Consider the following 25,235-nt stretch of genomic DNA (forward strand, 5'->3'; position numbering starts at 1 on the left):
CCGCGGCGTATCGAAGGAGTAAAGCCTTATGGCAATGAGCGCTGGCCGCGATGACGGCGAACCGATGATGGAGATGAACACGACGCCGTTGATCGACGTCATGCTCGTTCTCCTCATCATGTTCATCATCACCATCCCGATCCAGACCCATGCGGTGAAGGTCGATCTGCCGCAGGACAGCGGCCAGAACACCCCGCCGCCCGTCGAGCCGGATCAGAACAAGCTCTATATCGACCCGCAGGGCCGGTATTTCTGGAACAGCGTGCAGATCGACGACGTCACGCTGCGCCTCTATCTCGACCGCACGGTCCAGATGAGCCCGGAGCCGGAGCTGCACTTCCAGCCCGATCCGCAGGCGCGCTACGAGGCGGTCGACCAGGCGCTTGCGATCATCAAGCGCGCGAACGTGAACAAGCTCGGCTTCGTGGGCAACGAGCAGTATCGCGGCGCGTTCTGACGCAGTGCACGATCGTTCGGACCTTCGGGTTCGGACCAAGGAGAGGCGGTCTTAGGGCCGCCTCTTTTTTTGTGCCCGCGCGCCGTCAGCTTGCGTATGTGCAACTAAATTGTAACATGGGAGTCATCGAAGAGTAACACGACACAGGAGAGTATCATGCGCCTTCGCGTCCTTTGCCTCGCAGCCGCCGCGCCGCTCGCTTTCGCAGCGATGCCGGTCCAGGCCCAGCAGATGCACGCCAGCGCCGATGCCGCAGCCGAGACCATCCTCGGCGGCGAATATGACGCCGCGGAATCGGCGCTGCTGACGCAGCTGCGCGCAAACCCGGACCATCCGCCGCTGCTGATCAACCTTGCCGCCGTCTATGGCCAGACAGGCCGTGCCGACGAGGCGCGGGCGCTCTACACGCGCGTTCTCGACGCCGACGAGATCTGGATGGAGCTTTCGAACGGCCGGATCGTCCGCTCGCACGCGCTGGCCCGTGCGGGGCTCGACCGACTCGATTCGGCGCAGTTCGCCCGGCGTTGAGCGGGGCGGGCAGGCCGCGTCCCACAAGGAGAGGTGGCGCGCCGGAATCCGGGCTGCGGCAACCGCCCCGGCGGAGCGAGTCCGGCGCGACTAGCTCAGAAGGTCGGTGCAGCCGAGGCGTTGTCATCGGGCCGCCGAGAGGGCGCCCGAGCGAAGCGGGCGCAGGGGGAGAGGCTTCGGCGCCTCCGGTGTGCGCGGATCGCCCGCTGCGCGAATCTGGAGGGCCTGGAACTGCCCGGTTGACGGCTGCGCAGCGCCGCCAGAGGCCTTGGTCGAACCCTCGGGCGGCGTCGGGGCTAGAGCCGCGGCAGCGTCACGCCGCGCTGACCCATATATTTCCCCGCGCGATCGGCATAGCTCGTCTCGCACGGCTCGCTGCCCTGCAGGAACAGGAACTGGCACGCGCCTTCGTTGGCATAGATGCGGGCCGGAAGCGGCGTGGTGTTCGAGAATTCGAGCGTCACATGGCCCTCCCACTCGGGCTCGAGCGGAGTGACGTTCACGATGATGCCGCAGCGCGCATAGGTGGACTTGCCGAGGCAGATCACCAGCACGTCGCGCGGCACCCGGAAATATTCGACCGTCCGCGCCAGCGCGAAGCTGTTGGGCGGGATCACGCACACGTCGGTCTTGCGATCGACGAAGCTGTTCGCGGCGAAATCCTTGGGATCGACCACCGCGCTGTCGACATTGGTGAAGATCTTGAACTCGTCGGCGACGCGGGCGTCATAGCCGTAGGAGCTGAGGCCGTAGCTGATGCAGCCCTCGCGCCGCTGCGCCTCGACGAACGGCTCGATCATGCCGCGCGTCTGCGCCTGTTCGCGGATCCAGCGGTCGGAAAGAATGGCCATGGGTCGATCTATCGGGCGGGGTTCGGATCGGTCAACGGCGATCAGCCGATTCCGAGATCGGCGGGGCCGAAGGCGTGGGGCAGCAGATCGGACAGCCGGTGCGTCTCGAGCGTGTTGCCGTCGCCCGAAGCGCAGTGGATCGCAAGATCGCCGGTCCCCAGCTGCGCGGCTTCGTTGAGGATCTGGCGGCAGCGGCCGCAGGGGCGGACCGGGGCGTCGCCGGCGAGCCCGGCATCGGTGATCGCGCCGCCGACCACGCCGATCGCCACCACGTCGCGCAGCCGGCCCTGCGCATTGGCGGTGGCCAGTGCCACCGTCTCGGCGCAGAGCGAGAGGCCATAGCTGGCGTTTTCGAAATTCGTGCCGGTAACCACCGACCCGTCGGCCAGCAGCACGGCCGCGCCGACCGCAAATCGGGAATAGGGGGCGTGTGCGTGCGACGCCGCCAGCCGTGCGGCGTCGATCAGGGCTTCGGGAGTCACGTCGCTCATGGCGCCAGTACGTTCCAGTTCACAGGTTCATGCATTCCGTCGATCCGGCGGAAGCTGCTCGTCTGCCACAGCGTCCAGGGCCTGGCGAGGTAATTGGGCGGTGCGAGGGGCTGAATTGCCCAAAGCGGCCGCCGGACGGCCTCGCTGACCCGATAGGCGCGTTCGAAGTCGTGCGGGATCTTGAGGATCGCGCGCCGGCCGAGATGGCCTTCGACGCCGGCGAGCAGGATGCGCACTTCGTTCACCAGCACCGCGCGATCGGGTCGCGCCGGGCAATCGGGCTGGAAATCGAGCTCGACCGCCGGCGGCAGCTGTTCGGGCGTCGGGCGAACGGTGGTGACGAAATTGCGCACCTGATCGGCGGCGAGCCGGCACATCGAGAAGACGTGGATCGCGCCGCGCGGGATGCCGGCTTCGTACATGCCGCGCCAATATTCGGCGAAGCGCGTGTCGCGGCGCTCGGCGCCCAGCGTGGCGCGGGCATAGGCGAAGCGCACGCCGTGCGCGCGCAGCGTGAACCAGTCGATCCGCCCATGCGATTCGCGCACGTCGATTCCCTGCACCGGATATTGTGCGAAGGGCGGGCGCCAGGTGACCGCCGCCAGCGCGGCGACGAGCGCGATCAGCGCGAGCGCCAGCGTGATCCCCGCCAGTATTCGCAACCGCCGGGCAAGGATGCGCGGCGGAACCACCGTCTCAGCCCTTGATGTGGAGGACGCAGATCAGCGTGAAGAGGCGCCGGGCAGTGTCGAAATCGATCTCGATCTTGCCCTCCAGCCGTTCCTTCAGCAGCTCCGCGGCATCGTTGTGGACGCCCCGGCGCGCCATGTCGATCGTTTCGATCTGTTGCGGCGTGGCGTTGCGGATCGCCTGATAATAGCTGTCGCAGATCGCGAAATAGTCTCGGATCGGGCGCTTGAAGCGGGCAAGGCCGATGACGAGCGTTTCGAGATGGCTTTCGTCCTCGCGCATGATGTCGATCGCGAGCCGGCCCTCCTCGACGCGCAGGTTGATCCGGTAGGGCCCGGCGTAGCCGTCGGCATGCTCGCGCTGGGGCGCGAAATGATTGCCTTCCAGCAGATCGAAGATCGCGATTCGCCGTTCCTGCTCGATATCGGCCGAGCGCCACAGGATGGTGCGCTCGTCGAGCTTGACGTCGATGATGCGGGGATCGGCCATTGCGCCGCACCTATCGGGGCAATCACCGTTTTCCACAAGGCGTGGCGATTGATGAAGCGGCGCGGATCGGCGAAGAGGGCGGATGGCCCAGCCGATCCCCCTTACTCCGCACAACGACGACGAGAGCGTGCAGCTGCCTCAGAACATCGAGGCCGAGGCTGCGCTGCTCGGCGCGATGATGATCGACAATCGCGTCGCCGAAGACGTGATGCAGCGGCTTGCGCCCGAGCATTTCTTCGAGCCGCTGCACGGCCGCATCTATGAGAAGATCGCCGATGCGGTGGGCAACAACCGGGTCGCCAATCCGGTGACGCTGAAGCCGCTGTTCGCCGAGGATTCGGCGATGAAGGAACTGGGCGGCACTGCCTATCTGGCGCAGCTGACCGCCAATCCGGCGGCGCTGATCGGCGCGCGCGCCTTTGCCGACCAGATCTATGACCTGGCGATGCTGCGCGCGCTGGTGACGGTGGGGCGCGACATGGTGGAGGGGGCGCTCGACACCAGCCAGGAGATCGACCCTTCGGGCCAGATCGAGAAGGCCGAGCTGCGGCTGTACGAGGTTGCCGAAAAGGGCGAGAGCGAAGGCGGAGTGAAGAGCTTCACGCGCGCCGCGGCCATGGCGGTGCGCCAGGCCGAGCGGGCGATGAATTCGGGCGGCGGCGTTTCGGGCGTGACCACCGGCCTTACCGACTTCAACGCGATGACCGGCGGCCTCAACCGATCGGACCTCATCATCCTGGCCGGACGGCCGGGCATGGGAAAGACCTCGCTCGCCACCAACATGGCGTTCAACGCGGCGATGCGCTGGGCCGACGACATGGAAATGGGGATCGACGAGAGCAAGACGATCGGCTCGCCGGTCGCCTTCTTCAGCCTGGAAATGTCGGCCGATCAGCTCGCCCTGCGCATTCTGGCCGAACAATCGGAGATTTCGTCGGAGAAGCTGCGCGCGGGCAATATCTCGACCAACGAATTCACCAAATTCGCGCGCGCGGCCGCGAATCTCGAGCGGCTGCCGCTGTTCATCGACGATACGCCGGGCCTCACCATCGCGGCGCTGCGCACGCGCGCGCGGCGGCTGAAGCGCCAGCACAAGATCGGCATGGTGGTGGTCGACTATCTCCAGCTGCTGCAGGGCAGCGCCCGCAGCGCCGGCGACGGGCGCGTGCAGGAAATCTCGGAGATCAGCCGCGGCCTCAAGACGCTGGCCAAGGAGCTCGACGTGCCGGTGCTGGCGCTTTCGCAGCTCAGCCGCGCGGTCGAGCAGCGCGAGGACAAGAGGCCGCAGCTGTCGGACCTGCGCGAATCGGGATCGATCGAGCAGGACGCCGACATCGTGCTGTTCGTCTATCGCGACGAATATTATCACGATTTCAAGGCGCCGCCGCAGCCGAACGAGCACTCCACCGCCGACGAGATGGAGAAATACCAGATCTGGTTCGAGCACCAGCAGAAGGTGGCGAACAAGGCGACGGTGATCATCGCCAAGCAGCGCCACGGCGCCACTGGCAGCGTCGACCTGCGCTTCCAGCGCGAGTTCACCAAGTTCAGCGACCTGGCGCGCGACGCGTTCTGACGCGGATCAGGCGCGGGGCGCGAGCGCCGATTCCATTTCGCCCGCAGTGCCGATCCGGCCATGGGCGCAGGGGTTGCCCGGCTGCGGAAAGATCGCATCGAGCCGCTCCTTGAGCAGTTCGGCGAAACCCGCGCGGTCGTGGACGCGGCGCGAAACGAGGATGTCGGCGCGGATCGCCTGCTTCACGCGCTCCATCGCCGCATCGTCGAGCACGCCTGCGGCGACCAGTTCGGCACAGAGCTGGACCAGGCCGACCGAGGTCGCCTGCGCCCGCAGGCCGATATAGTCGAGATTTTCGTGCAGCTCGGCTGCTTCGGCATGAGTCTTCCGGTCCATCCTCTCGCTCCTGTCGTTGGCGCCGACGAACGACGTCGGCTCGAAGGACAGGCTAGGATTCGGAACGGGGCAGCGTCAATGCGGGCAAGCCCCAGGGGCCGGCGCGATTAGAAGGCAGGCTGATCCGGGTCGCCGTCGGCAACCGGAGTGTGGATGCCGCACTCGGTCTTGTCCCAGCCGCGCCAGCGGCCGGCGCGCGGATCTTCGCCCGGCTTCACCTTGCTGGTGCACGGCTGGCAGCCGATCGAGGGGAAGCCCTGTTCGACCAGCGGGTGGCGGGGCAGATCGTGGCGCTCGAAATAGGCGTCGAGATCTGCGCGCGTCCAGCTTGCCAGCGGATTGAGCTTGAGCCGCCCGGCCGCGCTCGCGGTATCCAGCTCGAACCGGGGCAGCGCGGCGCGCGTGCTCGCCTGGAAGGCCTTGCGCCCGGTGATGCTGGCGTCGAACCCCGCCAGCGCGGCTTCGAGCGGTAGCACCTTGCGGATTTCGCAGCAGCCGTCCGGATCATAGGACCAGCGCAGCCCGGTCTCGTCCTTCTTCGCCAGCAAGTCGGCGTCCGGCTGGAGAATCCGCAGATCCCGGAGCCGCAGGAACTCGGCCAGCCGGTCGCGATAGGCGATCGTCTCTGGGAAATGCTTGCCGGTATCGAGAAACAGTACCGGAACCGAGCGATCGACCGAAGCGACGAGATGGAGCAACGCGGCGGATTCGGCGCCGAAGGAGGATACCACCGCGACATCGCCGAGCATCGCTTCGCCGAGCACGACGCGGAGCATCTCGTCGGTGTCGCGGCCGCGGAACAGATTGTTCAGCCGCACCGCCTCGCTCTCGGTGAAGCGCGGCCGCGGATCGATGCGGTCGACAAGGCGGCGTGCGGCCTCAGCCATGGCGGAGCTTCCATACCGGCACGCGCCCGCCGGCGGCTGGCTGATAGACATGATCGTAGCGCGCCAGCGCCGTATCGAGCACTCCCGCGTCGATCGGCGCGTCCGGGGCGAAACTGTCGAACCCGCAGCGGCGCATGAACGGGATCTGGTCGACCAGCACGTCGCCGGCGGCGCGCAGTTCGCCGGTGTAGCCCGCTTCGCGCAAAAGGCGCCCGGCGGAATAGCCGCGCCCGTCACGGAAGGTGGGGAAGCTCACTTCGACGAGCGCCAGCCGATCGAGGAAGGGGAGCAGCGCGCGGGCATCCTCGCCCGTCTCGAGCCGCACCGCCGTGGCGTTCGACTGATCGAGAAACGAGTCGAGCGTCACCGCAGGTTCCTCATGCGGCGCATCGTCGCGGAAGCGCAGCTGCGGCTGCGCGCCGCTGCCATTGGCGAAATTCTCAGCCATGGTTCGGCACCCGCGCGATCACCTTGATTTCGAAGCGGAAGCCCGCGAGCCAGGTGACGCCCACCGCGGTCCAGTTGAGGTCCGGCACGTCGCCGAGCAGGCGCTGCTTCACCTTCATCACCGCTTCGAACTGCGATTCGGGATCGACATGGAAGGTCGTCACGTCGACGATGTCGGCAAAGCCGCAGCCCGCCGCGGCGAGGACGCCGCGCAGGTTTTCGAACGCGCGTTCGATCTGCGCCTCGATCTCCTCCACCGGCGACCCGTCCGCCTGCGCGCCGACCTGGCCCGAGACGAACAGAAAGTCGCCCGAACGGATCGCTGCGCGATAGCCGTGCATTTCGTACAGCGCGTGCGGATTTTCCGGGGTAATGGCGGACTTGTCAGCCATAAAGCGCCTCCTTGAACGGCTCCATGCCGAGCCGGCGATAGGTGTCGACGAAGCGCTCGCCACCTTCGCGCCGGGCGAGATAGACATCGGTGACTTTCTCGACCGCGTCGACGATGCCGTCCTCGTCGAAGCCGGGGCCGGTGATCTTCGCGAGGCTGACGTCCTCCGCGCCCGATCCGCCCAGCAGCAGCTGGTAATTCTCGGTGCCTTTGCGGTCGACGCCGAGGATGCCGATGTGGCCCGCGTGATGATGGCCGCAGGCGTTGATGCAGCCGCTGATCTTGAGCTTGAGCTCGCCCAGCTCGCGCTGGCGGCCGAGATCGGCGAAGCGGCCCGCGATCTTCTGCGCGACCGGAATCGAGCGCGCATTGGCGAGGCTGCAATAATCGAGCCCGGGGCAGGCGATGATGTCGCTGATGAGATCGAGGTTCGCCTCGGCGAGTCCGGCCTCGGCCAGCGCCTGCCAGACGGCGGGCAGATCGGCCTTGCGGACGTGCGGCAGGACGATGTTCTGTGCGTGCGTCACGCGCAGCTCGTCGAAGCTGTAGCGCTCGGCGAGATCGGCCATGAGGTCCATCTGCGCCGAGGATGCGTCGCCGGGGATGCCGCCGGCGGGCTTCAGGCTGATCGTCACCACCGAATAGCCGGGCGCCTTGTGCGCATGGACGTTCTGATCGACCCAAAGGGCGAAATCGGGATCGGTGCGGTCGATCGCGTCGCTCAGCCCCGTTTCGAACGCGGGATCGGCGAAGAAGGCGGCGATGCGATCGAACTCGGCCTGTGGCGGATCGATGCCGAGCGCCTTGATCGCGGCGAATTCCTCTTCGACCTGGCGGGCATATTCCTCCGCACCGATCTCGTGGACGAGGATCTTGATCCGCGCCTTGTAGATATTGTCGCGCCGGCCGTAGCGATTGTACACGCGCAGGCACGCCTCGAGGTAGGATACGAAATCAGCGAACGGCACGAAGTCCTTGATTTCGGGCGCGATCATCGGGGTGCGGCCCATGCCGCCGCCGACGAAGACCTTTGCGCCGAGCGCGCCGTCGCGCTCGACGATCTGGATGCCGATGTCGTGCAGCCGCATCGCCGCGCGATCGGTGTCGCTGGCGATCACCGCGATCTTGAACTTGCGAGGCAGATAGCTGAATTCCGGGTGGAAAGTGCTCCACTGACGGAGCAGCTCCGCCCAGGGGCGCGGGTCGGTCACTTCGTCCGCGGCGGCGCCGGCGAACTGATCCGAACTGATGTTGCGGATGCAATTGCCGCTCGTCTGGATCGCGTGCATCTCGACGGTCGCCAGATCGGCGAGGATGTCGGCGGCGTCCTCCAGCTTGATCCAGTTGTACTGGATGTTCTGACGCGTGGTGAAATGGCCGTAGTCGCGATCATACTTGCGCGCGATATGCGCGAGCATCCGCATCTGGCGGCTGTCGAGCGTTCCATAGGGCACCGCGACGCGCAGCATATAGGCGTGGAGCTGGAGATAGAGGCCGTTCATCAGCCGCAGCGGCTTGAACTGATCCTCGGTCAGCGCGCCCGACAGGCGGCGCTCGCACTGGTCGCGGAATTCCGCGACGCGCGCGTCGACGATCGACTGGTCGTACTGGTCGTATTTGTACATCGCGTTTCCTAAATCCTCCCCGAGCTAGCTCGGGGAGGAATTGAAGAGAGCCCTCATATCACCCAGCTCCCCGCATTCGGGTCGGCGGGCTTGAGCGTCAGGTCGGGGCGGACGGTGGGGCCGAGCGCGCGGACGCGATCCTTGATGTGCGCGGGGCGGGGGCCTTCGGGGGTCGCTACTGCGTCGATCACATAGGGGACGTTGACGCGCCGCGCGCCTTCCTCGGCCCGCGCGATCGCCTCGCCTTCCTCGCCGACGTCGGTCGCATCCTCGACATGGCGCGACCAGCCGGCGCCGGTCCACCAGACGACGTCGCCCGTCCTGAGATCGTTTCCGGTCAACAGCTTCATGCCAGTGCCTCCGCAGCCCGTGCCCAGCGGGCGAGCTTGTCCTGCGCGTCCGACAGCGCGACCACCTCGCCGACGACGATGATCGCGGGGCTCGCCACTGCCTCGCGCTCGACCATCGGGCCGAGATCGGCGAGCAGCGTGCGCATCGCCCGGCTGCCGTCGAGCGTGCCGCGTTCGAGCACCGCGACCGGCATGTCGGGCGCGACACCGTCGGCCATCAGCTTTTCCGAAATCGCCGACGCAGTCGCGACGCCCATGTAGATGACGAGCGTGCGGCCCTTTCCGGCGAGCCCGGACCAGTCCTGATCGGTCAGACCCTTGCACTGGCCGGCGACGAAGCTGACCGCGCTCGACCAGTCGCGATGGGTGAGCGGCAGCATCGCCTCGGCGGCGCAGCCGAGCGCGGCCGAGACGCCGGGGATCACTTCGACCGGAAGGCCGGCGGCGCGCACCGCCTCGACTTCCTCGCCGCCGCGGCCGAAGATGAACGGATCGCCGCCCTTCAGCCGAACGACGACGCTCCCCGTCTTCACATGCGCGACGATCAGCGCGTTGATCCCGTCCTGCGGCACGCTGTGGCGCGAGCGGCGCTTGGCGACCGAAATGCGCTGCGCGGCGGCGGGCGCGAGATCGAGGACGCGCGGATCGACCAGCCCGTCGTGGACGACCACGTCGGCGGTGCGCAGCGCCTCAACCGCGCGGACGGTGAGCAGCCCGGGATCGCCGGGGCCGGCACCGACGAGGATCACGCGGCCGCGTGCGGAGGGATCGAGCAAGGTGGCCATGACACCGAACATCGGCGCACGGCGCTTTCGCCGCAATCGAGCGTTGCTTGGGCCGGGGGTAGCTGCGCTTTCGCCAGCGCCGCCTCAGCCGAGCCCCTTGTTCGGATTGATGAGATATTTCTCGCCGGTAGCCTTGCGATCATAGGCGGCGAGAACCTCGGGCCGCAGCGCCTCCTCGAGCGAAATCTCGGCGGTGTAGCTGCTCGCGAAGGTGGTGGTGAGCTCGTCGGCGACGCGGCGACGCAGCCGGGCGGCGGTCTCGGCATCGAGCTTCATCAGGAACCAGGTGAGCAGCCAGCCGCTCACGCTCCACGCCATGCCGACGCGGCGGCTGATGATCGTCGGCGCGAAATCGAGGCTGCCGTAGATATAGACCTGCTTGAGCCGCGGCGATCCGTAGCGGCTGTATTCGGTCATCTGCGCCTGCAGCGCCGTTTCCATCGCGACCAGGATCTGGCTGGCGAGCTTGCCGCCGCCCACCGCGTCGAAGGCGAGCGTGGCGCCGGTTTGCGCGACTGCCTCGGCCAGTCGATCGCGGAAATCGGGCTTGCTGCTGTCGACGATGTGCGGCGTGCCGATCTCGCGCAGGATGTCGCGCTGCGCATCGCTGCGGACGATATTCACCAGCGGCACGCCGTCGGCGAGGCAGATGCGTGCGAGCATGCGGCCGAGGTTCGACGCGGCGGCGGTGTGAACGAGTGCACCGTGCCCCTCGCGCCGCATCGTTTCGACCATCGAGAGCGCGGTGAGCGGATTGACATAGGCCGAGGCGCCCTGTGCCGCGGTCGCGCCTTCGGGAAGGACGAGACAATCGGAGGCGCGCGCCGCGACGTACTGCGAATAGCTGCGGCCCGAAAGGAGCGCGACGGTGCGGCCGAGCAGCTGCTGCGCGTTCGCGCCGGCGCGGACGATCGTTCCGGCGCCTTCGTTCCCGGCGGGCATCGGCTTGTCGAGCCGCGCGGCCATCGGCGCGAAGGCGCCCTCGGCCACCGGCAGGGTGAGCGTGGGGCCGTTTTCGTCACGACCCGGCACCGCGCGCGAGGAATCGGCGGTGCCGACCAGCAGGCCGAGATCGGACGGATTGATCGGCGCCGCTTCCATCCGCACGACGACCTCGTCGGGGCCGGGCTCGGCGATCGTCTCGCGCGCCAGCGACAGGAGCATCGTTCCGTCCGAACGCGCCTCGCTGCGCAGCGCAAGGCCGGTGAGGGGTTCGTGAGTCATGGCTTCTCTCCCATTGTCGCGTCCTGTTCAGGCGTCGCGCAGGCCCAGTCCGATCGCTGCGCGGGCCTGATCGGCTTCGCTGGAGACGACCGGATAGGCGCAATAATCCGCCGCATAATAGGCGCTGGGCCGGTGATTGCCCGACCAGCCGATGCCGCCGAAAGGGGCCGCCGAGCTGGCGCCGTTGGTGGGCTTGTTCCAGTTGACGATGCCGGCCCGGATATTCGCCCAGAACTGGTCGTAGAGCTTGGGATCCTGGCTGACGAGGCTGGCCGAAAGGCCATAACGGGTGTTGTTCGCCTCGGCGATCGCCGCTTCGAAACTGTCGGTGCGGAACACCTGGAGGATCGGGCCGAACAGCTCGACATCGGGCTTGTCGTTCGCGTCGGTCATGTCGATCAGGCCCGGCGTGAGGAACGGGCGGCCTTCGATCGGGCGCTCCATGTGCCGCAGCGGGCGGCCGCCGCGCGTGGAGAGCGCGAGAAAGCTCTCGGTGAGCATGTCGGCGGTGTCATTGTCGATCACCGGTCCCATGAAGGGGGCGGGATCGGCATGCGGCTCGGCGATGATGAGGCGGCCGATCAGCTTGTTGAGCTCGGTCATCAGCGGATCGAACAGCGTCTGGTCGACGATCAGCCGCCGCGCGGCGGTGCAGCGCTGGCCGGCGGTGGTGAAGGCCGACTGGATGACCAGCACCGCGGCCGAATAGAGATCGGGCGTGCCCCAGACCACGATTGGATTGTTGCCGCCCATTTCGAGCGCGAGGATCTTTTCGGGGCGAGTCGCGAACTGGCGGTTGAGCGCGATGCCGGTGTTCGCCGAACCGGTGAACAGCAGCCCGTCGATATCGGGATGGGCGGCGAGCGCCTTGCCTTCCTCCGCCCCGCCGACGAGCAGGCGCACGCAGCCGTCCGGAATTCCCGACGCATGAAAGCAATCGACCAGGAACGCACCGGTCGCCGGCGTCTTTTCCGACGGCTTGAACACCACGGCGTTGCCGGCGAGCAGCGCGGGAACGATGTGGCCGTTCGGCAGGTGCGCCGGGAAATTATACGGCCCCAGCACGGCCAGCACGCCGTGCGGCTTATGGCGCAGCGCGAGACGCGTGTTCATCGGCGCGTCGATCCGGCGCTGGCCGGTGCGCTCCGAATAGGCGGCGACCGAGATGTCGACCTTGGCGATGACGCTTTCGACTTCGGTACGCGCTTCCCACAGCGGCTTGCCGGTTTCGCGCGCGATCAGATCGGTGAAGGCGTCGCTCTTCTGCCGCACGACATTGGCGAAGCGGCGCAGCGCCTCGATACGATAGGCGAGCGGGCGCGCGGCCCAATCGGCCCAGCTCGCGCGAGCGATCGTCACTTCCGCGTCTGCGTCGCCTGCGCGCTGCTTCCACAGCACGGCGCCAGTCGCGGGTTCGGTGGAGATATATTCCTGTCCGGCCATTCTGTTCTGGTGTGGGTGCCCCGGGGTCAGCTGCTCTTGCCCGAAAAAGCTGCGCGACGCCACACCCCCTGACGCTCCCGGCCTAACGCAACGCAGCGCCCATTCTGCGGACGGCAGCGACCTTGGCGTGGAAAGGCGCCCAGTCGTCGTCACGATCGATCGCGGACCAGATCGCCTCGACCTCGTCGATCAGCATCGAGCAGGGTTCCGCATCGGACCAATAGGGGTGATCGCGAGGCTTGCGGGCGGTGTATTCCGCCAGCGCGGCGCGCAGGGGCGCGAAGGGCTCTGGATAGCTGTCCGGCAGCCTGCCTGCGAATGCATCGAAGAAGAAGCGGTCGATCGGCGCCTGCGTCTCGTGCAGCGCGGCTTCGAGCGCTTCGATCAGCGCGGTGTCGGCGGCGGAATCGCGCGGCTCCACGCCGAGCCTCCAGAGCATCGCGCGACGTATCGCCTCCTGATAGCGTGGGCCGAAGCGTTCCAGCACCTCGATCAGCGGCGGTGCCTCGCTCACCGTCCGCAGCGCGACGGCGAGCTGCATCGCGTCCCAGTGAATCGCCTCGGGCTGGCGCGCGAAAGCGTAGAGGCCCGCGTGATCGAAATAGGCGGCGGTGAAGCCGGGCTCCCAGCTCGGGGCGAAGCGCCACGGGCCATAGTCGAAGCTCTCGCCGGTGATGTTGATGTTGTCGCTGTTGAGAACGCCATGGACGAAGCCGGCCGCCATGTAACGCGCCGCCAGCTCGGCGGTGCGCGACACGACATGGTCGAGCAGCCGTACTGCGCCGTCGGTGCCCGGCTCCTCCCCATAGAGATGGCGCAGGACATAGGCGATCAGCCGCTCCATCGCCTCGCCGTCGCGATGATAGGCCAGCCGCTGGAAGGTGCCGATGCGGATATGGCTGTGGCTCAGGCGCACGAGCACCGCCGAGCGGGTGGGGGAGGGCTCGTCGCCGCGATGCAGCGCTTCGCCGGTTTCGATCAGCGAGAAGGAGTTGGAGGTCTCGACACCGAGCGCCTCGAGCATTTCGGTGGCGAGCACTTCGCGGACCCCGCCCTTCAGCGTCAGCCGCCCGTCGCCGAATCGGCTGTGCGGCGTCTGGCCCGATCCCTTGGTGCCCAGATCGAGCAGTCGGCCGTGCCCGTCGCGAAGCTGGGCGAAAAGAAAGCCGCGCCCGTCGCCGATTTCGGGATTGTACACGCGGAACTGATGGCCGTGATAGCGGAGCGCCAGCGGCTCGCGCAGAGTGTCCGGCAGCGGCTCGAACCGGCCGAAATGCGCGACCCAGCGTGCATCGCTCAGCTCTCCGAGCCCCACCGCCGGCGACCAGCGATCGTTGCGGAAGCGCAGGAGGGTCTTGGGAAACGCCGCCGCTTCGACGCGATCGTAGAAGGGCTCGCCCAATTCGAGGATCGCCGCTTCGGGCGTGTAGCTGAACGCTTGCGGGGAAAAGGCCATGCAGCGATATGGGGGGCGATGTCCGATCGACGCAACCTGACCGCCTGGGCGGATGGCTATTGGTGGTCCAACGACGGACTGCGGCTCCACTATCGCGACTATCCGGGCCGCGACGACCGGCCGCCGATCCTGTGTATCCCCGGGCTGACGCGCAACGCGCGCGACTATGAAGCGCTGGCGCAGCGGCACGCGGGCGAATGGCGCGTGATCGTGGTCGAACTGCGCGGGCGCGGGGAGAGCGCCTATGCCAAGGATCCGATGACCTATGTGCCGCTCACCTATCTTCAGGATCTGGAGGCGCTGATCGCCGAGCTGAAGCTCACCCGGTTCGTGGCCATCGGCACGTCGCTTGGGGGCATCCTGTCGATGCTGCTGGCGTCGACGCATCCCGAGCGGATCGCGGGCGCGGCGCTGAACGATGTGGGCCCCGAGCTCGACCCGGCGGGGCTCGCGCGGATCCGCACCTATGTCGGCAAGCCGATGTGGCATGCCACCTGGGTGCATGCGGCGCGCTCGGTCGCCGAGGCGAATGGCGACGTCTATCCGCACTATGGCATCGAAGACTGGCTGCGGATGGCCAAGCAGCTCTACCGGCTGACTCCGGCCGGGCGGATCGTGCTCGACTATGACATGAAGATCGCCGAGCCGTTCCGGCTGCCGGGGAGCGAGGCGGGGCCGGACATGTGGCGCGCCTATGACGCGCTGGAGGGCAAGCCGCTGCTGCTGGTGCGCGGCGGCCGCTCCGATATCCTGTCCGCGAGCGTCGCCGAGCGCATGGTCGATCGGCTGCCGGGAGCCGAGCTGGTGACGGTGCCCGAGGTCGGCCATGCGCCGACGCTCGAGGAGCAGGAAGCGGCGGCGGGAATCGACCGGCTGCTGGCGAAGGTGATGGCGGCATAGCCGCCGGCCGGTCGAGGGAACTTCCGTCGCCGCCTGTGCCGCGCTAAGCGCCCGCCATGGCGATCCACATCCTTCACTTGCATTCCACTTTCGATCCGGGCGGCAAGGAGTTGCGCGCGGTGCGGCTGATGAACGCGTTCGGCGACCGTGCCCGGCACACGATCGTTTCGGCAGTGCCCGAGGCGCTGGGTGCGCGCGACTATATCGCCAAGGATATCAACTACGAGATCGCGCAGAATCCGCCGCCGCTCAGCGGCAAGCCCTCGATCAAACGCTATGAGGCGATCGCCGGATTTCTGAGGCGGTTCGATCTGGTGCTGACCTACAACTGGGGCGCGATCGACGGAGTGATGGCGGCGCGCGTCTCCGGCGGCGCGCTGCCGCCGATCGTCCATCACGAGGACGGGTTCAACGAGGACGAGGCACGCGGACTGAACCCGGTGCGCAACATGTATCGCCGGATCGCCTTGCCCGCCGCGAATGCGCTGGTGGTGCCCTCCGAAATGCTCGAGCTGATCGCGCTCGGCACGTGGAAGCAGCCGCGCGAGCGCGTGAAGCGGATCGCGAACGGCATCCCGGTCGCGCGCTATGCCGGCAAGCCCGATCCGCGCGTGCTTCCCGGATTCACGAAAAAGCCGAACGAAGTGGTCGTCGGCACGATCGCGGGCCTGCGCAGCGTGAAGAACCTGCCGCTGCTCGTCCGTGCGGTTGCCGGCGTGACGGCACGGGTGCGGCTGGTGATCGCCGGCGAAGGGCCGGAACGGCAGGCGATCCTCGACGCCGCCGAGGCCAATGCGCTGGAAGACAAGCTGCTGCTGCCCGGCTTCGTCTCCGAGCCGCATCGCTATGTCGGGCTGTTCGACATCTTCGCCCTGTCGTCCAAGAGCGAGCAGGCGCCGATTTCGGTGATGGAAGCGATGGCGGCGGGCCTGCCGGTCGCGTCGACGCCGGTCGGCGATATTTCACGGATGGTGGCTCCGGAAAACAGGCAGTACATCAGCCCCGACTGGGCCGAAGTGAACCTGCGCGATTGCATCCAGATGCTCGTCAAACATCCCGAGGAACGCGCGCGGGTGGGCGAGGCGAACCGTGTGCGCGCCCGTGCGTTGTTCGACGAGAGCGTAATGATCGCCGAATATGGAGCGCTGTATAGCGCCGCGCTCGGCCGGCCGGGGGCGCTCGGCTAAGGCGAAACCGCTCGCCTCTCAAGAGGCATGCGGCTAGCACAGGCGAAATCGATTGCTGGAGGAAGTGTTTGTTCAAGGGTCTGAAGCCGATCAGCTACGGTGGCCGCGAAGTGTGGCCGCTGGTCGAAGGCGGCAAGGGCGTATCCGCCACCAACCATGCCAGCGCGGGCGCCTGGGCCGCGGCGGGCGGGATCGGCACGGTGAGCGCCGTCAACGCCGACAGCTACGACGCCGAGGGCAAGATCATCCCCCAGGTCTATCGTGCGCTCACGCGGCGCGAGCGGCATGAGGAACTGATCCAATATGCGATCGAAGGCGCGGTCCAGCAGGTGCAGCGCGCCTGGGACATCGCCGGCGGCAAGGGCGCGATCAACATCAACGTGCTGTGGGAAATGGGCGGCGCGCAGCGCGTGCTTCACGGCGTGCTCGAGCGGACGCGCGGGCTGGTCGCGGGTGTGACCTGCGGCGCGGGGATGCCGTACAAGCTCTCCGAGATCGCGACTCAGTATAACGTCAGCTATCTGCCGATCGTCAGCTCGGGCCGCGCGTTCCGCGCCCTCTGGAAGCGCGCCTATTCCAAAGCGCAGGAACTGCTCGGCGCAGTGGTGTACGAGGATCCGTGGCTGGCCGGCGGGCATAACGGGCTTTCGAACGCCGAAGACCCGTTGCAGCCGCAGGATCCCTATCCGCGCGTGAAAGCGCTGCGCGAGGTGATGCGCGAAGGCGGTATCTCGGACGAAGTGCCGATCGTGATGGCGGGCGGCGTCTGGTATCTGCGCGACTGGAACGACTGGATCGACAATCCCGAGCTGGGGCAGATCGCCTTCCAGTTCGGTACCCGCCCGCTGCTGACGCAGGAAAGCCCGATCCCCGAAGCATGGAAGGCGCGGCTGATGACGCTCGACGAGGGCGACGTGCTGCTCCACCGTTTCTCGCCGACCGGCTTCTATTCGAGCGCGGTGCGCAACCCGTTCCTGCGCAGCCTGGAGGCGCGCAGCGAACGCCAGATCCCCTATTCGACCGAAAGCGCGGGCGATCACACCTTCCAGCTCGACGTGGGCGTGAAGGGCAGGAATTTCTGGGTGACGCGCAACGATCTGCTGCGCGCGCGCGAATGGTTCGGCCTCGGCTATACTTCGGCGCTCAAGACGCCCGACAACACGCTCGTATTCGTCGCCGAGGACGAGAAGGCAGTGATCCGCAAGGATCAGGCCGATTGCATGGGCTGCCTCAGCCAGTGCCAGTTCTCGAGCTGGGCGGACACCGAGACGAATTCGACCGGCCGGCTCGCCGATCCGCGCAGCTTCTGCATCCAGAAGACGCTGCAGGACATCGCCCATGGCGGCGATCCCGAGGAGAATCTGATGTTCGCGGGCCATGCGGCGTTCAATTTCAAGAAGGACCCCTTCTATTCGAACGGGTTCGTGCCGACCGTGAAGCAACTGGTCGACCGCATCCTTACCGGCGATTGATCCGGGGGCGCCGGCGGCAGGCCGGCGCCGACTAGAGCCAGCCTTCGAGAACCTGATCCGGCGGGCGGTGCCCGTCGGCCCAGACGCGGATGTTGGCGATCACCTTCGCCCCCATGTCCTCGCGCCCCTCGAAGGTGGCGGAGCCGAGATGGGGGAGGAGTACGACGTTGGGCAGCGCGATCAGCCGCGAGTCGACCGCAGGTTCGCCGACATAGACGTCGAGCCCCGCGCCCGCGATGCGGCGGCTTTCAAGCGCCGTCACCAGCGCCTCGGGATCGACGATCTCGCCACGCGCGGTGTTGACCAGCCAGCCCTCGGGACCGAGCAGATCGAGCCGGCGCGCGTCGATCAGCCCTTCGGTTTCCGCAGTGTGCGGCGTGTGGATCGTCAGGATGTCGACCGTGCGGAGCATCGAGTCGAGATCGTCGTGGAAGGTCGCGCCGAGCTGCGCCTCGAGCGTTCCGGGCATCCGGCGGCGGTTGTGATAATGGACCTGGAGACCGAAGGCGCGGGCGCGCTGGGCGACCGCCTCGCCGATCCGCCCCATGCCGAGGATGCCGAGCCGCTTGCCGCCGATCCGGTGGCCGCGCATCGCCGTGGGGGCCCAGCCGGCCCATTCGCCCGAGCGCACCAGCGCATCGCCTTCGACCAGCCGGCGCGGCACGGCGAGGATCAGCGCCAGCGTCATGTCTGCAGTGTCCTCGGTGAGCACGCCGGGCGTGTTCGAGACGAGGATGCCGCGGGCGCGCGCGGCGGCGAGATCGATATGATCGACTCCGGCGCCATAGTTGGCGATCAGCCGCAGTCGTTCTCCGGCGCCTTCGATCAGGCCCGCGTCGATGACGTCGGTGACGGTGGGGACCAGCACGTCGGTATCGGCCATGGCGGCGGCGAGCTGCGCGCGCGAGAGCGGCGAATCGTCGCTGCGCGGCACCGCGTCGAACAGCTCGGCCATGCGCGCCTCCACCGCTTCGGGCAGCCGCCGAGTCACGGCAACTTTCGGGCGGGAGGGGCGCGCTGTCTGTACCATGATGAGCGGCTTGGCGGGACGAGCCGAAGCAGTCAACGGTTGAAGCCCGCCGCTCCGACACGGTAGACGCGTGGCGAAGGCACGCGAGGGGGTGGCATGCGGATCTCGGGTTGGCTCACGTTCGGTGCCGTCGTGCTGGGACTGGCCGCGGTTTCCTACGACGAGGCGCAGGCGCAGCGCAGCCCGCCCTATTATGCGTCGATCTCCGCCAGCCGGGCGCGGATGCGCACCGGGCCGGGGCGCAACTATCCGGCGATCTGGCTCTATGTGCGCGAGGACCTGCCGATCCGTGTCGTCGACATCTATGGCGACTGGCGCAAGATCGAGGATCCGGACGGCACCCAAGGCTGGATGCAGGTCAATCTGCTGAGCGACACGCGCACCGCGATGGTGGTGGGCGCGACGGTGGAAATGCGCGCGGCCGCGCGTGAGAATGCCCGCATCAACTGGCGCGCGCAGGCGGGCGTGGTCGGCCGGATCAGCAAATGCGGGCGCGGCTGGTGCTGGTTCGACGTGCGCGGGCGCGGCGGCTATGTCGAGCAGACGCGGCTGTGGGGAGTCGATCCGGGCGAGGACGTTCCCTGACGCCGCTCAGAAGCCGGTCCGGAACGGCGCCATGAACCGTTGGCGTCAGCCTCCGGGCGCCGTCCCCGGACGCAGGCACGGCAGGGCATAGGCTACATAATCCACCTTGCCGAGCGGCGCGCCGTGGTGCCGCAGGACGGCATAGGCCGCGTTGAGGTGGAAATAGAATTGCGGCAGCGCCCAGTCGCGGACATAGGCCTCGCCGCTTTCGAAATCGAAGATCATCCCCATCGGCAGATCGAGCGCGACCGCGCGCTGTGCGCCCGCATCCATCGCCCCGTGATCCATCGCGCCCATCATCGTCAGCGTTTCCGCGATCCGCGCCTGCGCGGCGGCGAATGTGCCCGCCGTCTCGCCGGCGGCGGCGCCTTCGTTGCGGATCGCGACGGCCGAGTCCGCGACCGGATGGCCCGCGAGCCGATAGCAGGGCTCGAGCGCCTGGAAACAGGCGAAGCGGACCTGCGACGCCAGCGGGAACATGTCGGGCGCTAGCCGCAGCCCCATCAGCGCATCGGCATCGTCCGCCTCCTCACAGGCCTTGTCGAGCCAGGCAGACAGGCAGCGTAGCGATTGGGCACATCCGGTGAGCAGGAGCGAGCTCGGCGTCATTCCCGCTTCATAGCAGCGGCTATGGCGGTGCCTAGGGCATGTTCGCTTCAGGCGACAGTGGCACCGCCCCGGCCAGGCGCCTCAGCGCAGCATTTCCACTGCCATGGCCGTCGCTTCGCCGCCGCCGATGCAGAGCGAGGCCAGGCCGCGCTTCTGGCCGGCGCCCTCGAGTGCCGACAGCAGGGTGGTGAGCACCCGCGCGCCGCTGGCGCCGATCGGATGGCCGAGCGCACAGGCGCCGCCATGGATGTTGAGCACGTCGTGCGGGATCGAAAGATCGCGCATCGCGATCATCGCAACAGCGGCGAAGGCCTCGTTGACTTCGAACAGATCGACGTCGCCGATCTCCCACCCCGCCTTTTCGAGCGCCTTGCGCATCGCGAACACCGGCGCGGTGGTGAAGCGCGCGGGCGCATGGGCGTGCGCGGCATGCGCGACGACGCGGGCGACCGGATCGAGCCCGTATTTCTCGGCGATGCTAGCGCGAGTCAGCACCAGTGCTGCGGCGCCGTCGGAGATCGAGGAGGCGTTGGCGGCCGTGATCGTGCCATCCTTGGAAAAGGCCGGCTTGAGCGTGGGAATCCGCGCAACGTCGCCGCGCGAGGGCTGTTCGTCGAGGCTCACGGTGGTGCTGCCCTTGCGGCCCTGCACCTCGACGGGAACGATCTCGCGATCGAACGCGCCCGATTTCTGCGCCTGTTGCGCGCGGGTGAGCGATTCGATCGCATAATCGTCCTGCGCCTCGCGCGTGAACTGATATTCGCGCGCCGTTTCCTCGGCGAAGGCGCCCATCAGCTTGCCGGGCTCATAGGCGTCCTCGAGCCCGTCGAGATACATGTGGTCCTTCAGCACGTCGTGGCCGATCCGGGCCCCGCCGCGGTGGCGCATCGAGAGATAGGGGGCGTTGGTCATGCTCTCCATGCCGCCCGCGATCACGATGTCGGCCGAACCCGCACCAAGCGTATCGGCGGCCATGATCGCCGCCTGCATCCCCGATCCGCACATCTTGTTGACCGTCGTGCCTTCGATATGATCGGGCAGGCCGGCGCGGATCGCCGCCTGGCGGGCAGGGGCCTGGCCGAGGCCGGCGGGCAGCACGCAGCCCATGTAGATCCGGTCCACCGCCTCGCCCTTCAGACCCGCGCGCTCGACCGCCGCGCCAACCGCCGTCGCGCCGAGATCGGTGGCGCTGGCGCCGGTGAGGCAGCCCTGAAAGCTGCCCATGGGCGTGCGGGCATAGGAAGCGATGACGACGGGATCGGTGGACATGTTTGCTCCTTCGCGGGTTTGCACGCGATCTAGGGACGTCGGGGCCGGTTTGCAAAAGCCGCTCGGCGCCCGCATGAACGATGCGAAAGGGTTCCGATGCCGCTCGTCGAAATACTCAAATGGTTTGCCTCGATCAGCGGAATGATCGCCGCTTTCATGGTGTCGCTCGACCTCGGCCGCCGAGTCATCGGCTTCGGCTTTCTGTTGTTCGTCGCCTCCAGCATTGCCTGGATCGCCGGTGCGCTCCTTTCGGACGATCCGCCGCTGCTCTCGCAGAATCTGGTGCTGTTCGCGATCAACATCTTCGGAGTCTATCGCTATCTGATCCGCAAGAAGCCGCCGCACGCCGATGGATGAGGCAATTGCCTGGCCGCTTCTGCTCGGCGTGCTGGGGCTGGTGTTCGGCAGTTTCATCGCGACGGTGGCGATCCGCTGGCCCCAAGGGCGTTCGGCGCTTTCCGGACGATCGATGTGCGACGCGTGCGGCGCGACGCTGAAGGCGCACGAGCTGGTGCCGGTGGCGAGCTATCTGGTGCAGCGCGGGCGCTGTCGCAGCTGCGGCGCCGCAATCGCGCCCGGTCATCTGATCGTCGAGCTTGCCGGCGGCGCGATCGGCATCGCCGCGGGGCTGCTCGCGCCCGGATGGGAAGGAGCGGCGGGGGCGCTCTTCGGCTGGCTGCTGCTCGCGCTGGGGACGATCGACCTCGCCGCCTTCTGGCTTCCGAACGAGCTCACCGGCGCGCTTGCGCTTGGCGGAGTCGCCACCGGACTGCTGCACCTGCCTCCGCATGGACCGCCGCTCGATGCCCGGCTGCTCGGCGGCGCCGCGGGCTATGCGTCGCTCCAGATCGTCCGGCTCGCCTATCGCGCGCTGCGGCGGCGCGAAGGGCTGGGGGGAGGCGACCCGAAGCTGTTCGGCGCGATCGGGTTGTGGCTCGGCTGGCAGGCGCTGGCGCCGGTATTGCTGATCGCGTGCCTGATCGGTCTGGCCGCGGTGCTTGCGTTTCGGCTCGGCGGGCGCAGGATGCGTTCGACCGATCGGGTGCCGCTGGGCGTGCTGCTGGCGATTTCGGCGTGGACGTTTTGGGTCGGCACGACGCTGGACTATGCAACAAGGCCCGCAGGGCCGGTGATCCTGCTGGTCCCACAGGGGGAAGTGCGATGAAGGACATTCTCGAGCGGCAGCGCGCCGCCTTCGATGCGGAGCTGCCGGTAACGCTGGAGGTCCGCAAGGATCGGCTCGCGCGGGCGATCGCGATGGTGCGCGACAATGCCGGGCGCTTCTGCGAGGCGCTGTCGGAGGATTTCGGCCATCGCAGCCGCGAGCAATCGATGATCACCGACATCGCCGCCTCGGTGGCGCCGCTGGCGCATGCGCGCAAGCATCTGGAGAAATGGGCGAAGCGCGACAAGAAGCCGGTGCTCTTCCCGCTCGGCCTGTTCGGCGCCAGGGCATGGGTGGAATATCAGCCCAAGGGCGTGGTCGGGGTGATCGCGCCGTGGAATTTTCCCGTCAATCTGGTGATGAGCCCGCTCGCCGGAGTGTTGGCGGCGGGCAATCGGGCGATGGTCAAGACGTCCGAATTCACGCCGGTCGTCGCGGCATTGTTCGAGGAGCTGCGCCCGAGCTATTTCGCCGACGAGGAACTGGCGTTCGTGAGCGGCGGCCCCGAGGTGGGCAAGGCGTTCGCCGAGCTGCCGTTCGATCATCTGCTCTTCACCGGCGCGACCGGCATCGGCCGCCACATCCTGCACGCAGCGGCCGACAATCTGACGCCGGTGACGCTCGAACTGGGCGGCAAGTCGCCGGTGCTGCTCGGCCGCTCGGCCGATGTCGACAAGGCGACCGAGCGAGTCGTGACCGGCAAGATGATGAACGCCGGGCAGATCTGCCTCGCGCCCGACTACATGCTGGTGCCGGCAGAGCGCGAGGCCGCGGTAGTGGAGGGACTGAAATCGGCCGCCGCGCGGCAATATCCGACGCTGCTGGCGAACCCGGATTATACCGCGATCATCAACGATCGCCATTTCGAGCGGCTGAGCGGCTGGATCGACGACGCGCGGGCGAAAGGCGCCGAGATCGTTACGGTCAACCCCGGCAACGAAGACTTCGCCGCCTCCAACGCGCGCAAGATGCCGCTCACCATCATCCGCAACGCGACCGACGAGATGACGGTGATGCAGGAGGAACTGTTCGGCCCGGTGCTGCCGGTGCGGACCTATGAGCATGTCGACGGGGCGATCGGCGAAGTGAACCGTCGCGATCGGCCGCTTGCGCTCTATTACTTCGGAAGCGATTCGGACGAGGAGCGGCGCGTGCTCGATCGCACGATTTCCGGCGGAGTGACGCTCAACGACGTGATCTTCCACGTCAGCCAGGAGGAGCTGCCGTTCGGCGGGATCGGCCCGTCAGGCATGGGCGCCTATCACGGCGAGGCGGGCTTTCGCACGTTCAGCCACGCGCGCAGCCTCTACCGCCAGCCGAAGGTGGACGTCGCGAAGCTGGCGGGAATGAAGCCGCCCTATGGCAAGGCGACGCAGGCGACGATCAAGCGCCAGATGAAGGGCTGAGAGCGGAAGCGGCGTGCGGACACAGCACGGGCCGAGCGCAAAAAAATGGGCGACCCGAGGGCCGCCCTTTGAAAAGTTTAGGAGAGGATGCCTGAAAGGCACGGCTCTTGTGCACTGCAGCACGCGATGTTGCAAGTGCGAAGAAATGCCGGTGCCGTTGCATTTTTTGCAACTCAAGGATCGGGCGCGGGTTCGATGCGGTAGTGAATCGGCTTGAAGCTGCCGCCGTTCGAATCGGGCGCCGAACAGGCAGTGAGGCCGATCACCAGATCCATCGCGGCGCGCAGCTTGATGTGATCGCCCGCCTTGCTGAGCGGCGGCAATACGCGCAATCGCCCGGTCTCGCCGTCGACGGGGACGTTCATGAAGCAGTTGAACGCGACCGGGATACGATCGCGGGCGACGCCATAGGGCTCCAGCGCCTCGGCTAGATTGCCGAAGCAGCCGCGGTGCGGCGGCTGGTCCGGATAGAAGTGGTGGAACGTATCGACCGAGCAGGGGGTCAGCAGGAAATCGTGCATGCCGACCGTGTCCTCGACGATGTCGAGGAGCACGTTCGAGCGGTTCGAATAGAGGCTGTGGCCGGTGGTGAGGCGGATCGTCTCGGCATAGTCGAGGGTGCGCCCGGACGAGATCACTTCGTCCATGTCGTCGGCGTTGAACGCGAGGAGATCGGCGACCTGTTCGCCCTTCGGATCGATCACCACCAGCGTTTCGCCGCGCGCGAGCCGGAACGCAGTGCCGCTCCGCACCGCAATCACTTGAGTGTCGATGACGTGTCTCCCGCATAATGAAAGGGGCAGGACCATTCCGATCCGACCTGGCGGCCGCTGTACTGGCGCGCCTCGCTCAGCTCGCCGTGCCGCGCGAGCATCGGATTGCGCGAGCCGGCAAGTGCCTCGTCACGCACCAGGATCTTTTCGCGCATGCCTTCATATTTGCCTTCGGCGCGCAGCGTTTCGAACTGGTCATGCAGGTTGAAGACCATCGCCGGACGATCGAACCGGCGGGCAGGGCGGCTGGCATTCGGGTGCAGACCGACGATGAAGAAGGCCTCGCCGCCGAAGCTCAGCGAGAAATGCGGATTCTCCGGATCTGCGCTCACGCGGGGGTCATATTTCTGGCCGCGCCAGACGTCTTTGTCCGACAGCGACTGGACGCGTTTCCACAGCGCGGTCTCGAACGCAGCTTCATCCAAGTTGCCGGGGCCTTCGAAGATGACCGCGAAGCTGCGGAACAGCGTCCTGTCGCGCGCATATTCCTGCGCGAAGTGAAGCAGCCGGTCATGGATGCGGACATCGTCCCAAGCGCTGTCGATCCGGTTGCAGGCGAGCACTTCAAGCGTGCCGCGCGCAAGTGCCGCCTTGGCGCCCACGCAGGGAAAGTCCGCCGCCCGAACATGCTCGAACAACATCGTCTGCAGTCGATCCTGCGCTTCGTGCTTCCAGGGATACATGGGGTTGCTCGCGGCTAATGGTCTGTTTTTGTTCGGTCTCTACCGTGCCTCTACTACGTGCGAGCAGGGCTCCGGGTTCCCGCCCGCAACCGGGCTGTTGTGCGTTGCGCACCGCTCGGCGTAGCAAGGA

Annotated in this window: 29 protein-coding genes; 10 read left to right on the forward strand and 19 right to left on the reverse strand. The window is 67.3% G+C overall.

The annotated features are described in order from the left end of the window. Positions 1-28 precede the first annotated feature (28 nt). Both H7V21_RS01005 and H7V21_RS01010 read left to right on the forward strand, forming a co-directional pair. Entirely contained in the window at positions 29-457 is a 429-nt protein-coding gene (locus H7V21_RS01005) for an ExbD/TolR family protein (RefSeq protein WP_188054798.1), read from the forward strand. Between the two features lie 156 nt (positions 458-613). Then, a complete protein-coding gene (locus H7V21_RS01010; RefSeq protein WP_188054799.1) occupies positions 614-985 on the forward strand; it encodes a tetratricopeptide repeat protein in 372 nt (123 codons plus the stop codon). 296 nt (positions 986-1,281) lie between these two features. On the opposite strand, the gene dcd is transcribed toward H7V21_RS01010, so the two are convergent. The 4 genes from dcd to H7V21_RS01030 are packed head-to-tail and all read right to left on the reverse strand — an operon-like array spanning position 1,282 to position 3,506. Further along, positions 1,282-1,836, reverse strand: a complete 555-nt coding sequence (dcd, locus tag H7V21_RS01015; protein ID WP_188054800.1) for a dCTP deaminase — start codon at positions 1,834-1,836, stop codon at positions 1,282-1,284. Positions 1,837-1,877: 41 nt separating this feature from the next. Then, positions 1,878-2,327 (reverse strand): cytidine deaminase, encoded by a 450-nt coding sequence (locus tag H7V21_RS01020; protein ID WP_188054801.1) that lies wholly within the window; start codon positions 2,325-2,327, stop codon positions 1,878-1,880. After that, positions 2,324-3,019, reverse strand: a complete 696-nt coding sequence (locus H7V21_RS01025) for a GH25 family lysozyme (RefSeq protein ID WP_188054802.1) — start codon at positions 3,017-3,019, stop codon at positions 2,324-2,326. The genes H7V21_RS01020 and H7V21_RS01025 overlap by 4 nt, the downstream gene beginning before the upstream one ends. Before the next feature lie 4 nt (positions 3,020-3,023). Beyond that, positions 3,024-3,506, reverse strand: a complete 483-nt coding sequence (locus tag H7V21_RS01030) for a UPF0262 family protein (RefSeq protein WP_188054803.1) — start codon at positions 3,504-3,506, stop codon at positions 3,024-3,026. Positions 3,507-3,588: 82 nt separating this feature from the next. Between H7V21_RS01030 and H7V21_RS01035 the strand changes: the two genes are divergently transcribed. Further along, positions 3,589-5,082 (forward strand): replicative DNA helicase, encoded by a 1,494-nt coding sequence (locus tag H7V21_RS01035; protein ID WP_188054804.1) that lies wholly within the window; start codon positions 3,589-3,591, stop codon positions 5,080-5,082. 6 nt (positions 5,083-5,088) lie between these two features. Here H7V21_RS01035 and H7V21_RS01040 read toward each other — a convergent pair whose 3' ends face one another. The 10 genes from H7V21_RS01040 to H7V21_RS01085 all read right to left on the reverse strand — a co-directional run bounded on the left by H7V21_RS01040 (position 5,089) and on the right by H7V21_RS01085 (position 14,026). After that, the gene (locus H7V21_RS01040) at positions 5,089-5,418 is read right to left on the reverse strand and encodes a hypothetical protein (protein WP_188054805.1); all 330 of its coding nucleotides are present in this window, start codon (positions 5,416-5,418) and stop codon (positions 5,089-5,091) included. 107 nt (positions 5,419-5,525) lie between these two features. Beyond that, the gene (locus tag H7V21_RS01045; protein ID WP_188054806.1) at positions 5,526-6,305 is read right to left on the reverse strand and encodes a phosphoadenylyl-sulfate reductase; all 780 of its coding nucleotides are present in this window, start codon (positions 6,303-6,305) and stop codon (positions 5,526-5,528) included. Then, positions 6,298-6,753 carry a DUF934 domain-containing protein gene (locus tag H7V21_RS01050; protein WP_188054807.1) on the reverse strand — a complete coding sequence of 152 codons (456 nt, stop codon included), beginning with the start codon at positions 6,751-6,753 and terminating at the stop codon, positions 6,298-6,300. Before H7V21_RS01050 ends, H7V21_RS01045 begins: the two co-directional genes overlap by 8 nt. After that, positions 6,746-7,144, reverse strand: a complete 399-nt coding sequence (locus H7V21_RS01055) for a RidA family protein (RefSeq protein WP_188054808.1) — start codon at positions 7,142-7,144, stop codon at positions 6,746-6,748. Before H7V21_RS01055 ends, H7V21_RS01050 begins: the two co-directional genes overlap by 8 nt. Further along, positions 7,137-8,768, reverse strand: coding sequence for a nitrite/sulfite reductase (locus H7V21_RS01060; RefSeq protein WP_188054809.1), 1,632 nt, complete (start codon positions 8,766-8,768; stop codon positions 7,137-7,139). Before H7V21_RS01060 ends, H7V21_RS01055 begins: the two co-directional genes overlap by 8 nt. Before the next feature lie 53 nt (positions 8,769-8,821). Continuing rightward, positions 8,822-9,118 carry a DUF2849 domain-containing protein gene (locus tag H7V21_RS01065; protein WP_188054810.1) on the reverse strand — a complete coding sequence of 99 codons (297 nt, stop codon included), beginning with the start codon at positions 9,116-9,118 and terminating at the stop codon, positions 8,822-8,824. Beyond that, a complete protein-coding gene (gene cobA, locus H7V21_RS01070) occupies positions 9,115-9,903 on the reverse strand; it encodes a uroporphyrinogen-III C-methyltransferase (protein ID WP_188054811.1) in 789 nt (262 codons plus the stop codon). The genes H7V21_RS01065 and cobA overlap by 4 nt, the downstream gene beginning before the upstream one ends. Before the next feature lie 84 nt (positions 9,904-9,987). Next, positions 9,988-11,127, reverse strand: a complete 1,140-nt coding sequence (locus tag H7V21_RS01075) for a zinc-binding dehydrogenase (protein ID WP_188054812.1) — start codon at positions 11,125-11,127, stop codon at positions 9,988-9,990. A 27-nt stretch (positions 11,128-11,154) separates the two neighbouring features. Continuing rightward, positions 11,155-12,570, reverse strand: coding sequence for a succinylglutamate-semialdehyde dehydrogenase (gene astD / locus H7V21_RS01080; protein ID WP_188054813.1), 1,416 nt, complete (start codon positions 12,568-12,570; stop codon positions 11,155-11,157). Between the two features lie 82 nt (positions 12,571-12,652). Next, the gene (locus H7V21_RS01085) at positions 12,653-14,026 is read right to left on the reverse strand and encodes a protein adenylyltransferase SelO family protein (protein ID WP_188054814.1); all 1,374 of its coding nucleotides are present in this window, start codon (positions 14,024-14,026) and stop codon (positions 12,653-12,655) included. An 18-nt stretch (positions 14,027-14,044) separates the two neighbouring features. Between H7V21_RS01085 and H7V21_RS01090 the strand changes: the two genes are divergently transcribed. The 3 genes from H7V21_RS01090 to H7V21_RS01100 all read left to right on the forward strand — a co-directional run bounded on the left by H7V21_RS01090 (position 14,045) and on the right by H7V21_RS01100 (position 17,585). Next, positions 14,045-14,926 carry an alpha/beta fold hydrolase gene (locus tag H7V21_RS01090; RefSeq protein WP_410482668.1) on the forward strand — a complete coding sequence of 294 codons (882 nt, stop codon included), beginning with the start codon at positions 14,045-14,047 and terminating at the stop codon, positions 14,924-14,926. A gap of 56 nt (positions 14,927-14,982) precedes the next feature. Next, a complete protein-coding gene (locus H7V21_RS01095; protein WP_188054815.1) occupies positions 14,983-16,113 on the forward strand; it encodes a glycosyltransferase family 4 protein in 1,131 nt (376 codons plus the stop codon). Positions 16,114-16,181: 68 nt separating this feature from the next. Continuing rightward, complete coding sequence (locus H7V21_RS01100; protein ID WP_188054816.1) at positions 16,182-17,585, forward strand: NAD(P)H-dependent flavin oxidoreductase; 1,404 nt, start codon at positions 16,182-16,184, stop codon at positions 17,583-17,585. Positions 17,586-17,616: 31 nt separating this feature from the next. On the opposite strand, the gene H7V21_RS01105 is transcribed toward H7V21_RS01100, so the two are convergent. Beyond that, positions 17,617-18,615: a 2-hydroxyacid dehydrogenase gene (locus H7V21_RS01105; RefSeq protein WP_188054817.1), complete on the reverse strand. Its 999-nt coding sequence runs from the start codon at positions 18,613-18,615 to the stop codon at positions 17,617-17,619. 96 nt (positions 18,616-18,711) lie between these two features. Between H7V21_RS01105 and H7V21_RS01110 the strand changes: the two genes are divergently transcribed. Continuing rightward, positions 18,712-19,200: an SH3 domain-containing protein gene (locus H7V21_RS01110; protein WP_188054818.1), complete on the forward strand. Its 489-nt coding sequence runs from the start codon at positions 18,712-18,714 to the stop codon at positions 19,198-19,200. Between the two features lie 45 nt (positions 19,201-19,245). Here the strand turns inward: H7V21_RS01110 and H7V21_RS01115 are convergent, their stop codons facing one another. Together H7V21_RS01115 and H7V21_RS01120 are read right to left on the reverse strand one after the other, a co-directional pair. Next, positions 19,246-19,809: a DUF1993 domain-containing protein gene (locus H7V21_RS01115; RefSeq protein WP_188054819.1), complete on the reverse strand. Its 564-nt coding sequence runs from the start codon at positions 19,807-19,809 to the stop codon at positions 19,246-19,248. An 81-nt stretch (positions 19,810-19,890) separates the two neighbouring features. Next, a complete protein-coding gene (locus tag H7V21_RS01120) occupies positions 19,891-21,078 on the reverse strand; it encodes an acetyl-CoA C-acyltransferase (RefSeq protein WP_188054820.1) in 1,188 nt (395 codons plus the stop codon). Between the two features lie 96 nt (positions 21,079-21,174). Between H7V21_RS01120 and H7V21_RS01125 the strand changes: the two genes are divergently transcribed. From H7V21_RS01125 to H7V21_RS01135, 3 genes are read left to right on the forward strand one after another with little or no spacing between them, the layout of a single operon-like run. Continuing rightward, complete coding sequence (locus H7V21_RS01125) at positions 21,175-21,435, forward strand: hypothetical protein (protein WP_188054821.1); 261 nt, start codon at positions 21,175-21,177, stop codon at positions 21,433-21,435. Continuing rightward, positions 21,428-22,243, forward strand: a complete 816-nt coding sequence (locus H7V21_RS01130) for a prepilin peptidase (RefSeq protein WP_188054822.1) — start codon at positions 21,428-21,430, stop codon at positions 22,241-22,243. The genes H7V21_RS01125 and H7V21_RS01130 overlap by 8 nt, the downstream gene beginning before the upstream one ends. Continuing rightward, entirely contained in the window at positions 22,240-23,649 is a 1,410-nt protein-coding gene (locus H7V21_RS01135) for a coniferyl aldehyde dehydrogenase (protein WP_188054823.1), read from the forward strand. The genes H7V21_RS01130 and H7V21_RS01135 overlap by 4 nt, the downstream gene beginning before the upstream one ends. Before the next feature lie 173 nt (positions 23,650-23,822). Here H7V21_RS01135 and H7V21_RS01140 read toward each other — a convergent pair whose 3' ends face one another. Together H7V21_RS01140 and gntA are read right to left on the reverse strand one after the other, a co-directional pair. Further along, complete coding sequence (locus H7V21_RS01140; protein WP_188054824.1) at positions 23,823-24,458, reverse strand: DUF1989 domain-containing protein; 636 nt, start codon at positions 24,456-24,458, stop codon at positions 23,823-23,825. Beyond that, complete coding sequence (gene gntA / locus H7V21_RS01145) at positions 24,407-25,105, reverse strand: guanitoxin biosynthesis heme-dependent pre-guanitoxin N-hydroxylase GntA (protein WP_188054825.1); 699 nt, start codon at positions 25,103-25,105, stop codon at positions 24,407-24,409. The genes H7V21_RS01140 and gntA overlap by 52 nt, the downstream gene beginning before the upstream one ends. Between the last annotated feature and the right edge of the window lie 130 nt (positions 25,106-25,235).

The organism is Sphingosinithalassobacter sp. CS137 (assembly GCF_014334115.1).
Classification (GTDB): domain Bacteria; phylum Pseudomonadota; class Alphaproteobacteria; order Sphingomonadales; family Sphingomonadaceae; genus Sphingomonas.

Bases quoted from the DNA above. Each gene is read 5' to 3' on its own strand.
- H7V21_RS01005 (WP_188054798.1), top strand. From the start codon at position 29: ATGGCAATGAGCGCTGGCCGCGATGACGGCGAACCGATGATGGAGATG.
- H7V21_RS01010 (WP_188054799.1), top strand. From the start codon at position 614: ATGCGCCTTCGCGTCCTTTGCCTCGCAGCCGCCGCGCCGCTCGCTTTC.
- dcd (WP_188054800.1), bottom strand. From the start codon at position 1,836: ATGGCCATTCTTTCCGACCGCTGGATCCGCGAACAGGCGCAGACGCGC.
- H7V21_RS01020 (WP_188054801.1), bottom strand. From the start codon at position 2,327: ATGAGCGACGTGACTCCCGAAGCCCTGATCGACGCCGCACGGCTGGCG.
- H7V21_RS01030 (WP_188054803.1), bottom strand. From the start codon at position 3,506: ATGGCCGATCCCCGCATCATCGACGTCAAGCTCGACGAGCGCACCATC.
- H7V21_RS01035 (WP_188054804.1), top strand. From the start codon at position 3,589: ATGGCCCAGCCGATCCCCCTTACTCCGCACAACGACGACGAGAGCGTG.
- H7V21_RS01040 (WP_188054805.1), bottom strand. From the start codon at position 5,418: ATGGACCGGAAGACTCATGCCGAAGCAGCCGAGCTGCACGAAAATCTC.
- H7V21_RS01045 (WP_188054806.1), bottom strand. From the start codon at position 6,305: ATGGCTGAGGCCGCACGCCGCCTTGTCGACCGCATCGATCCGCGGCCG.
- H7V21_RS01050 (WP_188054807.1), bottom strand. From the start codon at position 6,753: ATGGCTGAGAATTTCGCCAATGGCAGCGGCGCGCAGCCGCAGCTGCGC.
- H7V21_RS01055 (WP_188054808.1), bottom strand. From the start codon at position 7,144: ATGGCTGACAAGTCCGCCATTACCCCGGAAAATCCGCACGCGCTGTAC.
- H7V21_RS01060 (WP_188054809.1), bottom strand. From the start codon at position 8,768: ATGTACAAATACGACCAGTACGACCAGTCGATCGTCGACGCGCGCGTC.
- H7V21_RS01065 (WP_188054810.1), bottom strand. From the start codon at position 9,118: ATGAAGCTGTTGACCGGAAACGATCTCAGGACGGGCGACGTCGTCTGG.
- cobA (WP_188054811.1), bottom strand. From the start codon at position 9,903: ATGGCCACCTTGCTCGATCCCTCCGCACGCGGCCGCGTGATCCTCGTC.
- H7V21_RS01075 (WP_188054812.1), bottom strand. From the start codon at position 11,127: ATGACTCACGAACCCCTCACCGGCCTTGCGCTGCGCAGCGAGGCGCGT.
- astD (WP_188054813.1), bottom strand. From the start codon at position 12,570: ATGGCCGGACAGGAATATATCTCCACCGAACCCGCGACTGGCGCCGTG.
- H7V21_RS01085 (WP_188054814.1), bottom strand. From the start codon at position 14,026: ATGGCCTTTTCCCCGCAAGCGTTCAGCTACACGCCCGAAGCGGCGATC.
- H7V21_RS01090 (WP_410482668.1), top strand. From the start codon at position 14,045: ATGTCCGATCGACGCAACCTGACCGCCTGGGCGGATGGCTATTGGTGG.
- H7V21_RS01095 (WP_188054815.1), top strand. From the start codon at position 14,983: ATGGCGATCCACATCCTTCACTTGCATTCCACTTTCGATCCGGGCGGC.
- H7V21_RS01105 (WP_188054817.1), bottom strand. From the start codon at position 18,615: ATGGTACAGACAGCGCGCCCCTCCCGCCCGAAAGTTGCCGTGACTCGG.
- H7V21_RS01110 (WP_188054818.1), top strand. From the start codon at position 18,712: ATGCGGATCTCGGGTTGGCTCACGTTCGGTGCCGTCGTGCTGGGACTG.
- H7V21_RS01115 (WP_188054819.1), bottom strand. From the start codon at position 19,809: ATGACGCCGAGCTCGCTCCTGCTCACCGGATGTGCCCAATCGCTACGC.
- H7V21_RS01120 (WP_188054820.1), bottom strand. From the start codon at position 21,078: ATGTCCACCGATCCCGTCGTCATCGCTTCCTATGCCCGCACGCCCATG.
- H7V21_RS01125 (WP_188054821.1), top strand. From the start codon at position 21,175: ATGCCGCTCGTCGAAATACTCAAATGGTTTGCCTCGATCAGCGGAATG.
- H7V21_RS01130 (WP_188054822.1), top strand. From the start codon at position 21,428: ATGGATGAGGCAATTGCCTGGCCGCTTCTGCTCGGCGTGCTGGGGCTG.
- H7V21_RS01135 (WP_188054823.1), top strand. From the start codon at position 22,240: ATGAAGGACATTCTCGAGCGGCAGCGCGCCGCCTTCGATGCGGAGCTG.
- H7V21_RS01140 (WP_188054824.1), bottom strand. From the start codon at position 24,458: ATGGTCCTGCCCCTTTCATTATGCGGGAGACACGTCATCGACACTCAA.
- gntA (WP_188054825.1), bottom strand. From the start codon at position 25,105: ATGTATCCCTGGAAGCACGAAGCGCAGGATCGACTGCAGACGATGTTG.